The sequence below is a fragment of the Xanthomonas campestris pv. asclepiadis genome (assembly GCF_020784175.1).
Classification (GTDB): domain Bacteria; phylum Pseudomonadota; class Gammaproteobacteria; order Xanthomonadales; family Xanthomonadaceae; genus Xanthomonas; species Xanthomonas campestris_D.
Map to the genome: position 1 here is coordinate 54,237 of NZ_JAJGQM010000028.1, position 13,662 is coordinate 67,898.

The following is a 13,662-nucleotide window of genomic DNA, read 5'->3' on the forward strand; positions in this document are numbered from 1 at the left end:
CTGGAGGGGGGCAGATGAATCAGGCACGTCCTTGGTTGCAAAGTTATCCGGCCGGCGTCGCCGCCGAGATCGATCTGGAGCAGTTCCGTACCGTGGCAGAGGTGTTCGCCACCTCGGTCAAGCGGTTTGCCGACCGCCCCGCGTATCACAGCTTCGGCAAGACCATCACCTATCGCGAAGCGGATCAGCTGGTCGAGCAATTCGCCGCCTATCTGCTTGGCGAACTGCAGTTGAAGAAAGGCGACCGCGTCGCCTTGATGATGCCCAACTGCCTGCAGTATCCGGTGGCCACCTTCGGCATCCTGCGCGCCGGCCTGACCGTGGTCAACGTCAATCCGCTCTACACCCCGCGCGAGCTGAAGCATCAGCTGATCGACTCCGGCGCCAGCGTGCTGGTGGTGATCGACAACTTCGGCACCACCGTGCAGCAGGTCATCGCCGACACCCCGGTCAAGCAGGTGATCACTACCGGCCTGGGCGACATGCTCGGCTTCCCGAAAGCGGCGGTGGTCAATTTCGTCGTCAAATACGTCAAGAAGCTGGTACCGGATTACCGCATCAAGGGCGCAATCCGTTTTCGCGATGCACTGGCGCTGGGCCGCAAGCACAGCGTGCCGACGCTGCAGATCGAGCCCGACGACATCGCCTTCCTGCAGTACACCGGCGGCACCACCGGCGTGGCCAAGGGCGCGATGCTCACCCACCGCAATCTGGTGGCCAACATGCAGCAAGCCCACCAGTGGCTCGCCGGCACCGGCAAGCTGGAAGAAGGCGCCGAGGTGGTGATCACCGCGCTGCCGCTGTACCACATCTTTGCATTGACGGCCAACGGCCTGGTCTTCATGAAGATCGGCGGCTGCAATCACCTGATCAGCAATCCGCGCGACATGCCCGGCTTCGTCAAGGAACTGAAGAAGACCCGCTTCACCGCTTTCACCGGCGTCAACACGCTGTTCAATGGCCTGCTCAATACCCCCGGCTTTGACCAGGTGGATTTCTCGTCGCTCAAGATGACCCTCGGCGGCGGCATGGCGGTGCAACGTTCGGTCGCCGAACGCTGGAAAAAGGTCACCGGCCTGACTCTGGTCGAGGCCTACGGCCTGACCGAAACCTCGCCCGCCGCCTGCATCAACCCGATGGACCTGAAGGACTACAACGGCTCGATCGGCCTGCCGATTCCGTCCACCGATGCCTGCATCAAGGACGACGCCGGCGCGGTGCTGCCGCTGGGCGAGATCGGCGAGCTGTGCATCAAGGGCCCGCAGGTGATGAAGGGCTACTGGAAGAAGCCGGAAGAAACCGCCAAGGTCATGGATGCCGACGGCTGGCTGCATACCGGTGATATCGCGCGGATGGACGAGCAGGGCTTTGTCTACATCGTCGACCGCAAGAAGGACATGATCCTGGTGTCCGGCTTCAACGTCTACCCGAACGAGATCGAGGACGTGATTGCCGAAATGCCCGGCGTGCTGGAAGTGGCCGCCGTCGGCGTACCGGACGAGAAGTCCGGCGAGATCGTCAAGGCTGTCATCGTGAAGAAGGACCCTGCCCTGACCGCCGATGCCGTCAAGGCGCACTGCCGCGCCAACCTGACCGGCTACAAGCAGCCGCGCGTGATCGAATTCCGCAAGGAGCTGCCGAAAACCAACGTCGGCAAGATCCTGCGCCGCGAACTGCGGGATGCGCCCAAGGGCTAATTAATCCAACGGCGCCAGCGCAGATCGACAGCCACCCGGCTGCCATCAAACGCCCGCACTGCCGCCAGGCTTGCGGGCGTCTGCTTTTGCACGCATAGAATCGGACGTCGGCGCACGCTTTTTTCATCTCACTCTCCGTCCGTAAGGCGGCCGGCCGGACGGTCTTCACGGAGAACCACCATGTCTGCAGTTCAACCTTTCATTCGCACCAACATCGGCTCGACCCTACGCATCATCGAAGAACCGCAGCGTGACGTGTACTGGATCCACATGCATGCCGACCTGGCCACCAATCCGGGACCTGCCTGCTTCTCGTCGCGACTGGTCGATGACATCACCGGCTATCAGACCAACCTCGGTCAGCGGCTGAAGACTGCTGGCGTGCTGTCACCGCACGTGGTGCTGGCATCGGACAGCGACGTATTCAATCTGGGAGGCGATCTGGCGCTGTTCTGCCAGCTGATCCGCGAAGGCGACCGTGCACGCCTGCTCGACTATGCGCAGCGCTGCGTGCGTGGAGTGCATGCGTTCCACGTCGGCCTCGGCGCGCGTGCGCACAGCATCGCATTGGTCCAGGGCAATGCACTCGGCGGCGGGTTCGAAGCAGCGCTGAGCTGCCACACCATCATTGCCGAGGAAGGCGTGATGATGGGTTTGCCGGAGGTGCTGTTCGATCTGTTCCCGGGCATGGGCGCCTACTCTTTCATGTGCCAGCGCGTCAGTGCACAGCTGGCTCAAAAGATCATGCTCGACGGCAATCTGTATTCGGCCGAGGAACTGCTCGGTATGGGGCTGATTGATCGCGTCGTGCCGCGTGGCCAGGGCGTGGCAGCTGTGGAACAGGTGATCCGCGAGAGCAAGCGCACCCCACACGCCTGGGCGGCGATGCAGCAGGTACGCGAAATGACAACCGCCGTGCCGTTACAGGAGATGATGCGCATCACCGAGATCTGGGTGGACACCGCGATGCAGCTCGGCGAGAAATCGCTGCGCACCATGGACCGCCTGGTGCGTGCGCAGTCGCGCCGCTCAGGGATCGACGCGGGCTGATGCGCCAGGGGTCTTATTCGCTGCCAAGGGGGGAGCGCTCGCCGTCCTCGACATGCTGCATGCGTGAGTCGAGTGCGTCCCTACCGGCCTTCAGTTGCTCGCGCAATCCAGACAGCCGTTGCCGCCACTCCGCCTGCAGTTGCCAGTCGGCCATGCGCATCAGCTCACCGCCATTGCTGGCAACCTGGGCCAATCCCAGGTTGCTCGCCACCCCCCGCAGCGCGTGTGCACTTTCACGCAACTGCTCCCAGTCCGAGCGCGTACCGTCGCGCTCGATTGCCTCTACGCAGTTCTGCGCATCTTCCAGACATTGCCGTACGAACTGACGTTCGAACTCGTCGCCCATTCCGAGCGAGGCCAACTCATCGAGCACACTGGAATCGAGTACACCTTCGAAGGTGGCCGGAATCTGTACGCTCGCGGTTGGCGTGGCCAAGGCCCGCGTACTGACAGCCAGATCCGCCAACGTATCCAGGAGCTTGGACGCCACCACCGGCTTGGCTAAAAAGGCACGCGCTCCCGCCTGTTCGCAGCTACGAATCGCTTCGGGAGTGACATCGGCGCTGAGCACGACCACCGGGGTATAGCGCATGCCACTGGCCTGCATCACGCGTAGTTGCTTGAGCATGTCCAGGCCGTTCATGCCCGGCATGTGCAAATCCACGATCACCGCGTCGAAATCTTCCTCAGCCATCGCGTCCAGCACCTGCTCGGCGCCGTTGACGCACCTCGCCTTGTGCCCGGCCTTTTCCAGCAACCGCTGCAACACCATGCGGTTCGCTTCGTGGTCGTCGGCAACCAGCATGCGCATGCTGCGCACGCGCGCGCGATGACGCAGAAACGGATTGGAGAATGCGATGACGTTGGAGGCTTCCAGTTCGTCTTGCGTTCCCACGAGTGCGCCGCCAGACACCTGTGCGGGTGCCGCCTGTACAGGTGCGCCGATCGCCATCGGCAGTTCGAACCAGAACACGCTACCGCTGGGCTGATTCTCCTTGAACCCGATGCTGCCGCCCATTGCCTCCACCAACCCCTTGGCGATGGTGGTGCCAAGCCCGGTCCCCTCGTAACGCCGCGACAGGCCAACGTCAGCCTGCTCGAACGCGTCGAACAGCCGCGACCGCATATCCAGCGGCACCCCGATGCCGGTGTCTTCCACATCGAACCGCAGTCGCAGCGCGCTGCCGGCGGACACTCGCGTGATCCGCAGCAGCACATGGCCTTGCTCGGTGAACTTGACGGCATTGCCCACGATGTTGAGCAGGACCTGCCGCAGATGACCAGTGTCACCCTTAAGCAAATCGGGAACGTCGGCAGCAACCTGGGTGCTGTAGTGCAAGCCTCGCGCCCTGGCCTGCGGCTGCAGGATCAGTCCAATCGCGCCGAGTAGCTCACGCAGCGAAAAATCGCGCTGGTCGATGCGAATCTTGCCGGCCTCGATCGCTGAAATGTCCAACACTTCTTCGACCAGCGACAGCAGGCTGCGTGCCGACGCCTGGATGGTGTTGACGCACTCCTTCTGCTCAGCATCCAGGCGCGTGGTTGCCAGCACTTCGGTCATGCCCGACAGCCCATTGAGCGGCGTGCGGAATTCGTGACTCATGTTGGCCAGAAAACGGCTCTTTGCCTGATTGGCATGACGCGCCTCGCGCACCGCCCGTGTCATCGCACGCAACAGCGAATCGAAGTACAGCGGCACGGCGATCAGGCCCAGCAACAAGCCCCAGCTCAGGTATGGATTGGCTTTCCAATAGGGTGAAATCAGGATGGCGCTGAGGAAACACAGGCTACCCATTGCCGTAGCGGCGCGCAGATAGTTGCTGCCATAGCGCAGACCGTTGCCGATGGTCACCCACATGCACACTGCGTACAACGGTGAGGCAGGCTCGCCCTGGATCGCCATGATGGCACCGGTGCAGGTGTAATCCAGCAGCATGCCGATCAGGCGCCGCGTGTGGGACACCTGCGGTCGCAGCAGGATCGCCACCATCAGGCCAAGCGACACCACCAGCTCGCCCACCAGGATCAACCAAGTGGCAACCAGCGTGTCGCCATGCGTATGTTGGTAGCGCCAGCCCAGGTAAGAAATAAACAGGGTGGTGATGATGATACGGACCAGATTTTGCGCGTGCTCCGTGTCCGCCCGTCCTGACAGACGTTGCTTCAACCATGGCAGTGGAAACTTCATAGACGCCTCAGACGCGCGGTGGCGTCGATGGGGTTGGGATCCTTCCGTGCTGCGTCGCAGCGTCGATACCTGCAGCGGGCGGCGGCCCAATGATCGCCTGGTCGTGCTCGCGCAGCGTACGCAACAATGACATAGGAATGACGATCAACGCACCCAGCAGCGCGATCGCCAAGCCAAACCGACCCTGCCAATAGCTACTGTTGGCCAACGTTGTGCCGAAGCTGAGCGTGGCCATGGCCACTGCGTTGTGCAGAGCCTCGCTACCGAACCGCAGCCCATTGCCGATCGTTATCCAAAGCAACACGACATACAAGAATGCCACTGGCGCCCCCATCCAGGTCATCGCCAGCCCGATCAAGCCGTAATCGGACAGCATCCCTAGCGTGCGACGCAGATGCGAGCGCCGTGGGTTTGCAACAATCCAGCCAAAGAGCACCAGCGCGATCCCCTGACCGATTGCGATCAGGCAGAACAGCTGCTGCAGCTGGTGCCTGGAGACCTGCCACTGTTGAGCGAAGGTCAGCGCATAGACCAGGATCAGCAGAATCAACACGATGCGCACCAGCGCCTGACCATGCTCGCTGTCGGGACGCCGAGCGAGTCGGTCACGCAGCTGGCCAAGCGCCGCCCTCACCTCACACCCCGGGTCGTGCCGATGCGGTCGAGAATTCGCCGCAGATCTGATCCAGCTGCGCGCGACCGCGCAGCAACGCGTCCACGCAGCGCGGGTCGAACAGGCGACCGCGTTGTGCATACAGATAGGCCAGCGCGGCATCCATGGTCCATGCCTCCTTGTACGGGCGCGGCGACAGCAGCGCGTCGAAGACGTCGGCCACCGCCACGATGCGCGCTTCCAGCGGAATCGCCTCGCCGACCAGTCCATCCGGATAGCCGGTGCCGTCGTAACGCTCGTGGTGACGCAACGCGATCAAGGCGCCGACCTGGATGAAACGGTTCTGGCTGCCGCTGAGCAGCTCGTAGCCGATCCGCGGATGCCGTTTCATGATGCTCATCTCGTCGTCGGTGAGCTTGCCCGGCTTGAGCAGCACCGCATCGGGAATGGCGATCTTGCCCATGTCGTGCAGCGGCGCGGCCATCTCGATGATGCGCACTTCTTCCTCGGACAATCCGAGCTGCTCGGCGATCAGGCCGGCCACGTGCGACATGCGCTCCAGGAAGGCGCTGGTCCCGGAGTCGCGGTACTCGATGGCGCGCGCCAGCCGCGACAACGTCTCGCGTTCGCGCTCCTCGACCTCGTTCATGCTGGCCAGCAGACGCTGTTCCAGCGACAACGCGCGTTGCTTGACGCTTTCGCTCTGCTGACGCAACTGCAGCAAATTGGCGCAGCGTGCGCGCAGTTCGCGCGGGCGGATCGGCTTGACCAGGAAGTCGATCACACCCGCTTCCAGCGCGGCCTGGCGGATCGGCTCGTCGCCGACGATGGTGATCAGGATGATCGGGATATCGCGATGGCTGGGCAGCCGGCGCAGACGCCGGGCGAACTCCAGGCCGTCCATGCCCGGCATGCGGTAGTCGAGCAGCAACAGATCCACCCGCCCGGCCTCGCACCACGCCAACGCGTCGAGCGGATCGCCGAAATCGTAGACCTTCAATTCCGGTGCGATGTCCTCGATGACGTGACGCAGCATCGTCCGCGCAGACATCTGGTCATCGACAATGACGATGTTCAATCCCAGATCCGCCTTTTCCGACCAGCTTCCCGATGGATCAGCCGACGATACGCCGGCAAGATTACCCAAAACATCCTGCATAGCCGTTGCTCCTCTATCCCGAGAACGGAAAAGCGATAACGTCGGCCGCTGTGCCGCCCCCCCCCGACGATACGCCATTCGGAGCTCCGCTCTAGCATATGCAGTATCTGTGCCGTCGGCACGCCGACGGCACAAAAAAGATCAGGCTTCCGGACGCATATAGGGGAACAGCAGCACATCGCGGATCGAGGTGCTGCCGGTCAGCAGCATCACCAGGCGGTCGATGCCGATACCCAGGCCGCCGGTCGGCGCCATGCCGTACTCCAACGCACGGATGTAGTCGGCGTCGTAATGCATCGCTTCGTCGTCGCCACCGTCCTTGGCCTGCACCTGCGCCTGGAACCGCGCGGCCTGGTCTTCCGGGTCATTGAGCTCGGAGAAGCCGTTGGCCAGCTCCTTGCCGTTGATGAACAGCTCGAAGCGGTCGGTATACCCCGGCTCGGTGTCGCTGGAGCGCGCCAGCGGCGACACCTCGACCGGATGGTCGGTGATGAAGGTCGGCTGCACCAGGGTGTGTTCCACGGTGGCCTCAAAGATTTCCAGCAGCAACTTGCCCCAGCCGTAGGACGGCTTGACCTTGATCTTCAGTCGCTCGCAGTGCGCCAGCAGCGCATCGCGATCGGTGCAATCGGCCGCGCTGATCTGAGGATTGTGGTGACGGACGGCCTCATCCATGCGCCAGCGCCGGAAAGCCGGCGCCAGATCGATGGCGGCGCCATCCCAGTTCACCTGCGTGGTGCCCAGCACCGACTGCGCGGTGTCACGGATCACCTGTTCGGTCAGGTCCATGATCCCGTGGTACGTGGCATAGGCCTCGTAGAGCTCAAGCATGGTGAACTCGGGGTTGTGCCGGGTCGACACGCCCTCGTTGCGGAAGTTTCGGTTGATCTCGTAGACGCGCTCCAGGCCACCGACCACCAGCCGCTTGAGATACAGCTCCGGCGCCACGCGCAGGTACAGGTCCAGGTCCAGCGCATTGTGGTGGGTAGTGAACGGCTTGGCGGTAGCGCCACCGGGGATGTAATGCATCATCGGCGTTTCCACTTCCAGGAAGCGGCGCGCATCCAGCCAGGCGCGGATCGCGCGGATGATCCTGGAGCGCTTGATGAAGACCTCGCGCGCCTCCGGGGTGACGATCAGGTCGACGTAGCGCTGGCGATAGCGCTGCTCCACGTCCGACAGGCCGTGCCACTTGTCCGGCAACGGACGCAGCGACTTGGTCAGCAGGCGCAGCGCGCTGGCCTTGACCGACAGCTCGCCGGTCTTGGTGCGGGTCAGCCCGCCCTCCACTGCGACGATGTCGCCGACATCCCAGCCCTTGAACGCGGTATAGGCATCGCCCAGCACATTGCCCTGCAAGAACAGCTGCACGCGCCCGGACTCGTCCTGGATCTGCGCAAAGCTGGCCTTGCCCATCACCCGCTTGGCCATCAGGCGGCCGGCCATCCTGACCGTGCGCCCGGTCGCTTCCAGCGCCTCGGGAGTCCAGGTGTCGGCATCGGCGAATTCGGCCTGCAGGTCGCCGGCAAAGTGTTCGCGCACGAAATCGTTGGGATAGGCGATGCCCTGGCCGCGCAACGCGCCCAGTTTCGCGCGACGCTCGGCGATGAGGCTGTTCTCGTCGGCGGGGATCTGCGGCGCGGGGGTCTGCTCGGTCATGGCGGAAATCGGTCTGTGATAGGTCGGGCACGTGCCCGGTGGAGAATGCGGAACCGGGCGTGCCGGTTCCTGCGTTTTACGGTGTCTCGGTAACAACTGCACGGCGCAATGGGACTGCGTGGCGATGTGCCGCACTGCAACCGCGCTGCCGATGTCGCAACGGGCGCGGCGACAACGATGCGCGGCAGGCGCGGCGGCCTCGCCGCGCGATCAGGCATCCAGGCGTTTGGAGCCTGCCGCCAGACCGGCCTTGAGGCTGGCCTCGACGAATTCGTCCAGATCGCCGTCCAGCACTTTCTGCGTATCGCTGCGTTCGATGCCGGTGCGCAGATCCTTGATGCGGCTCTGGTCGAGCACGTAGTTGCGGATCTGGCTGCCCCAGCCGATGTCGGACTTGGTGGCTTCCAGCGCGTCGCGTTCGACGTTGCGCTTCTGCACTTCCAGCTCGTACAACTTGGCGGCCAGCATCTTCATCGCGTTGTCGCGGTTCTGGTGCTGGCTGCGGCCGGTCTGGCAGGCGACCACGGTATTGGTCGGGATGTGCGTGATACGCACTGCCGATTCGGTCTTGTTGACGTGCTGGCCACCGGCACCGGAGGAGCGGTACACGTCGGTACGCAGATCGGCCGGATTGATGTCGATCTCGATGTTGTCGTCCACTTCCGGCGACACGAACACCGAGGTGAAGCTGGTATGCCGGCGGTTGTCCGAATCGAACGGCGACTTGCGCACCAGCCGGTGCACGCCGATCTCGGTCTTCAACCAGCCATAGGCGTACTCACCCTCGATGCGGATCGTGGCCGACTTGATGCCCGCCACTTCGCCGCCGGACACTTCCATCAGCTCGGTCTTCCAGCCGCGCGACTCGGCCCAGCGCAGGTACATGCGCAGCAGAATTTCGGCCCAGTCCTGCGCCTCGGTGCCGCCGGCGCCGGCCTGGATGTCGACGAAGGCATTGGCCCCGTCCATCTGCCCGGAGAACATGCGCTGGAATTCCAGCTTTTCGACATGGGTCTGGTACTTGTCCAGATCGGCGATCACCGCCACCGCGGTGTCTTCGTCCTGCTCGCTCTCGGCCAGTTCCAGCAGATCGGCGGCATCGCCCAGGCCGGCCAGCACATCGGCAATGCCGATCACGGTCTTTTCCAGCATCGAGCGCTCGCGCCCCAGGGCCTGCGCGCGCTCGGCGTCGTTCCACACATCGGGGCTCTCGAGCTCCCGGCTGACTTCTTCTAGACGCTCTTTCTTGACGTCGTAGTCAAAGATACCCCCTGAGCGAGAGCACGCGATCGTTGAGATCGGTGATGCGCTGGCGGATCGGATTGGTTTCGATCATGACGGATTTCCGGCAAACAAGCCCGGTAGTTTAGCAAGCGGGCGGCGGCGGCGGAACGCGGTGGCGATCGTGACGGGCCGCAGGTTCGTGCCGGCCATGGACGTCATGGCGAGCACTGCAAGCTCAGACCGGAGCAAGGCAGCCAGCAGGCGGTTCAGATGACGAGCGTCTGGGCTCATCTGCCACTGCGAGGCTGGCGCTCGCCCCGGTCGCCGGGCTGACAGCCTGGAACGGTCAGCCCGGTGCGGCCTCGACACGCTGCGGTGTGGGCGCCTGCCCCGCCAACGCCCGTAATGCAGCCAGGTAACGGCGACTGCACGGCAGCACGGTGGCGTCGGCCAGGTGCACGCGGGCATCGCCGGATTCCAGCGGCTCGATCGCCTGCACGCGTGCCAGCTTCACCAGATAGCTGCGATGAACACGCACGAACACGGCCGGGTCGAGCCTGGCCTCGATCGCGGCCATCGTGCTGCGCAGCGGGTAATCGTGGCCGCGCACATGCAGGTTGACGTAGTTGCCCGACGCCTGGATCCACTCGATGTCGGCGGTGGCGACCAGGAAGTCGCGCCCCAGCTTGCGCACCAGAAAGCGTTCCGGACGGTCCAGTGGCTCGACCGGCGGGCCTTCGTCCGGCGCGGTCAGCAGATGCGCCTCGCCCTGCCGACGCCGGCCATACCATGCCAGCGTGTGGCGTAGCGCCACCAGCAGGGCAAAGGTGCGCAGATCCTTGGAGAGTTCGTACATCCACTGCAACCGCAAGGCGCCGAAATCGTAGTGCGCACCGACCGCCAGATAGACCAGCTTGCGCAGCAGCACCATGCCGCTCACGTGCAGCAGCCACCAGACAAGCGCGGCCGCAATATAAACAGGTAACGCGCCGCCGCCAGACATCGGCATGCAATGGCCAACGCGTGCAGAGCCAGATCAGCGGCGGCAAGAGCAGCAGCGAGACGGTCGCGCTGCTCAACTCCCAGGTCAGCACCTGCCACAGCAGCAGCGGCTGACCGTCGCGCCGTGCCGCAAGCCATGTGCTGGCGGTGTTACCCAGCGCGCTGCCATAGAAAACCAGCAGCCAGATCAACGCTACCCAGCGCCTGCCCACATTGGCATCGCTGTCGGTCTCGCGTTCGATCGCCCCGGACACAGGTGAATTCATCCGCGCATTCTATGCAAACCGCCCGCTCGCCGCCCCCGGTTCGTCCCTGCAGGACCGCAACTGGTCACTCCGGGACGGCATTGCCGCCCTTGGCGCAGCTGCCTGGGGCCGGCGTTGCCGAGGATGCGTGCATGTCTCCTACCGACACGACCATGACCGAGCGCCGCCACGATATCGACGCCTTGCGCGTCTTCGCCTTCGCACTGCTGATCCTGTACCACGTGGGCATGGCCTACGTGGCCGACTGGGAGTTCCACCTCAAGAGCGTGCACACCGCGCAGTGGCTGCAATGGCCGATGATCGTGCTCAACCGCTGGCGGATGCCCTTGCTGTTCATGATCTCCGGCATCGCGATCGGGCTGTCGCGGCCGCAGGCCACGCCCTGGCGCTTTGCCTTGCGGCGCTGCGGGCGATTGCTGCCACCGCTGTTGTTCGGCATGTTCGTGGTGGTCGCGGTGCAGGCCTATTGCCAGGGCGTGGGCAACGGCAAGGTCAGCCCGGGCTTTGGCAACTTCCTGTTGCGCTACTGGCAGGTGCGGCCGTGGCCGGCCGGCAGTTTCGATGGCTGGCAGCATGGCATCACCTGGAACCATCTGTGGTATCTGGCCTATCTGCTGCCCTACACCGTCGCATTGATGGCGCTGGTGTCGCTGACACGCCCGCTGCGGCTGACTGCGTTACCGGGCCTGCCCGCTGCGCTGGCGGTGCCGGCACTGCTGCTGTTGCCGATCCTGTGGGAAGCGTTTTGCGTGCTGTGGGTGATGCCACGCCACCCGCCTACTCACGCGCTGTTTGGCGACTGGTTCGTGCACGCCGAATCCTTCCCGTTGTTCGTCCTGGGATACCTGCTGGCGCGCAGCGAGCGCTTCTGGCAGTGGGCCGTGCAGCTGCGCTGGCTCACGCTAGGCACCGCGCTTACGGCAATCGGCACCGAACTGGCCATTCGTTATGTCGGTATCCATGGGCAGCCTGCGCAACTGGGTGCAACGCTGGCCGCGCTGCCGTGGGAGCCCATCGAGCACAGCGCACGCGCCGCCTACACCTGGCTGGCGCTGCTGACGATTCTTGGCTGGGCCAGGCACCGATTGAACCGCCCGTTCCGCTGGCTGCCGTACTGCACGGAGGCGGTGTTCCCGTGGTACATCCTGCACCAGAGCCTGATCATCGTGACGCTGTACTGGCTGATGCCGTTGCATCTCAATGCCTGGCTGGAGCCGACGCTGGTGATCGCCGCCACCGTGATCGGCTGCCTGGGGTTGCATGAGTTTGCGATCCGCCGGGTGCGCTGGTTGCGTCCCTTGTTCGGATTGCGTGCGCGCACACCGCGTTCGGCGAGGAAGGCTGACGTCATGCCGATGACCTCATGAACACCAGGCGCAGGGGTGGCGCTGTTTCGCCTGCCACGCACTGGACGGCCCGTCGGCAGCAACGCAAGATGCGCGCCGGACACGCTCTTTCGAAGACACCATGCGCCCTACCCTGCTTGCCGCCACCTTGTTGCTCGCGCCTGTCGCCGCCCTTGCCGATGCGCCGGTCGGTATCGCCTTCGACCACCAGGACTGGACCATCGCCTGCGACAACACGCGCACCTGCCGCGCTGCCGGCTATCAGCCGGATGAAGGCGACAGCACGCCGGTGTCGGTGTTGCTGACGCGCAAGGCCGGTGCCGGGCAAGCGGTCACCGCCGAGGTGATGCTGGGCCAGTACGACGAGGTCAAGATGCCGGCATCGCTCGCATTGCGCATCGATCAGCGCGACCTGGGCAAGCTGGCATTGAATCGCGACAGCGGCACCGCACCGCTGACCAGCGCGCAGGTCACCGCGCTGCTGGCCGCACTGACCCGCAGCAGCAAGATCGTGGCGGTGGGCAACGATGGTCGCCGCTGGCAGCTGTCCGATCGCGGCGCGGCGGCGGTACTGCTGAAGATGGACGAATTCCAGGGCCGGCTGGGCACGCGCGGCGCACTGGTGCGCAAGGGCGATCGCGACGAAGCCACGGTGCTGCCAGCCGTGCCGGCACCGCAGGTGCGCGCGGTCAAACTCGCAGCACCGCAAGCGGCCGATGCGCGCCTGGGCACGCTGCCTGCGCTTTATCAAGCACTGCGTGCCAGCTTGCCGGCCGATGAGGAATGCAAGGGACTGCAGGCCGACGATACGGCCGAGCCGCTGTCGATCACCCGGCTCAGCAGCGACAAACTGCTGGTGTCGACCGACTGCTGGATGGGCGCCTACAACGTCGGCACCGGTTTCTGGGTGATCAATGCACGCGCGCCGTTCGCGCCGAGGTTGGTGACCACGCACGCCAGCGATATCGACGGTTCCACCATCCTTGAATCGCAGAAGGGACGCGGCCTGGGCGATTGCTACAGCGAGGCCAGCTGGACCTGGGACGGCCGCCGTTTCGTGCCGACCTCCAAATCCACCTCCGGCCTGTGCAGATTGGTCGCCGCTGGCGGCGCGTGGGAATTGCCGACCTTGGTGACCGAGGTCAGGAAGGCGCCCTGATCGAAGCGAGGATAGTGCGAGCGAGTGCGAGCGCCAATGTGCGCTTGCACGGTCTTGCAGGATGCTTCGAGCTGCAAACCAGACTGCCTTGCGGCCGTCAGGCATGCGGCTCTTAGAGCATGTACTCCCGCATAAATGCCGCCTGGGGTGCGAAGCTCAGTGCAGAGCACGTGCAGAGCGGCTGAGCTGCAGCCTGGCTGCAGGGCCCTTGCCCGCCCACCATCGCGGGACACGCCGCAAGTACGTCCCTGTAGCAACTGTGTTGTTGGAGGGGGTTCTGACCGTTCTGGAAGCCGGGC

The 13,662-nt window shown here is 64.4% G+C and carries 9 protein-coding genes and 1 pseudogene; 4 read left to right on the forward strand and 6 right to left on the reverse strand.

Features of this window, described 5'->3' with window-relative positions:
* The first annotated feature begins 14 nt into the window (after positions 1-14).
* Together LL972_RS13530 and LL972_RS13535 are read left to right on the forward strand one after the other, a co-directional pair.
* On the forward strand, positions 15-1,697 hold the full coding sequence (locus LL972_RS13530) for a long-chain fatty acid--CoA ligase (protein WP_228328033.1): 1,683 nt from the start codon (positions 15-17) through the stop codon (positions 1,695-1,697).
* 180 nt (positions 1,698-1,877) lie between these two features.
* Positions 1,878-2,747, forward strand: coding sequence for a crotonase/enoyl-CoA hydratase family protein (locus LL972_RS13535; RefSeq protein WP_228328034.1), 870 nt, complete (start codon positions 1,878-1,880; stop codon positions 2,745-2,747).
* A gap of 13 nt (positions 2,748-2,760) precedes the next feature.
* On the opposite strand, the gene LL972_RS13540 is transcribed toward LL972_RS13535, so the two are convergent.
* From LL972_RS13540 to LL972_RS13565, 6 genes and pseudogenes are all read right to left on the reverse strand, one after another.
* A complete protein-coding gene (locus tag LL972_RS13540; RefSeq protein WP_228328035.1) occupies positions 2,761-4,935 on the reverse strand; it encodes an ATP-binding protein in 2,175 nt (724 codons plus the stop codon).
* Between the two features lie 7 nt (positions 4,936-4,942).
* Positions 4,943-5,569 (reverse strand): RpfH protein, encoded by a 627-nt coding sequence (locus LL972_RS13545; RefSeq protein WP_228328036.1) that lies wholly within the window; start codon positions 5,567-5,569, stop codon positions 4,943-4,945.
* 1 nt (position 5,570) lies between these two features.
* A complete protein-coding gene (locus LL972_RS13550; RefSeq protein ID WP_029219717.1) occupies positions 5,571-6,707 on the reverse strand; it encodes an HD-GYP domain-containing protein in 1,137 nt (378 codons plus the stop codon).
* Positions 6,708-6,848: 141 nt separating this feature from the next.
* Complete coding sequence (gene lysS / locus LL972_RS13555) at positions 6,849-8,366, reverse strand: lysine--tRNA ligase (RefSeq protein WP_228328037.1); 1,518 nt, start codon at positions 8,364-8,366, stop codon at positions 6,849-6,851.
* A 210-nt stretch (positions 8,367-8,576) separates the two neighbouring features.
* Positions 8,577-9,702, reverse strand: a protein-coding gene (prfB, locus tag LL972_RS13560; protein ID WP_104544732.1) for a peptide chain release factor 2 whose coding sequence is annotated in 2 segments (ribosomal slippage) — positions 8,577-9,626 and positions 9,628-9,702 — 1,125 coding nt in all. Because the reading frame shifts where the segments join, the coding sequence is not laid out codon by codon here.
* A gap of 234 nt (positions 9,703-9,936) precedes the next feature.
* Positions 9,937-10,846, reverse strand: a pseudogene (locus tag LL972_RS13565) (LytTR family DNA-binding domain-containing protein).
* 164 nt (positions 10,847-11,010) lie between these two features.
* Here LL972_RS13565 and LL972_RS13570 point away from each other — a divergent pair.
* Together LL972_RS13570 and LL972_RS13575 are read left to right on the forward strand one after the other, a co-directional pair.
* Positions 11,011-12,225: an acyltransferase family protein gene (locus tag LL972_RS13570; RefSeq protein WP_228328040.1), complete on the forward strand. Its 1,215-nt coding sequence runs from the start codon at positions 11,011-11,013 to the stop codon at positions 12,223-12,225.
* A gap of 100 nt (positions 12,226-12,325) precedes the next feature.
* Positions 12,326-13,363 (forward strand): DUF1176 domain-containing protein, encoded by a 1,038-nt coding sequence (locus LL972_RS13575; protein WP_228328038.1) that lies wholly within the window; start codon positions 12,326-12,328, stop codon positions 13,361-13,363.
* The last annotated feature ends 299 nt before the right edge of the window (positions 13,364-13,662 follow it).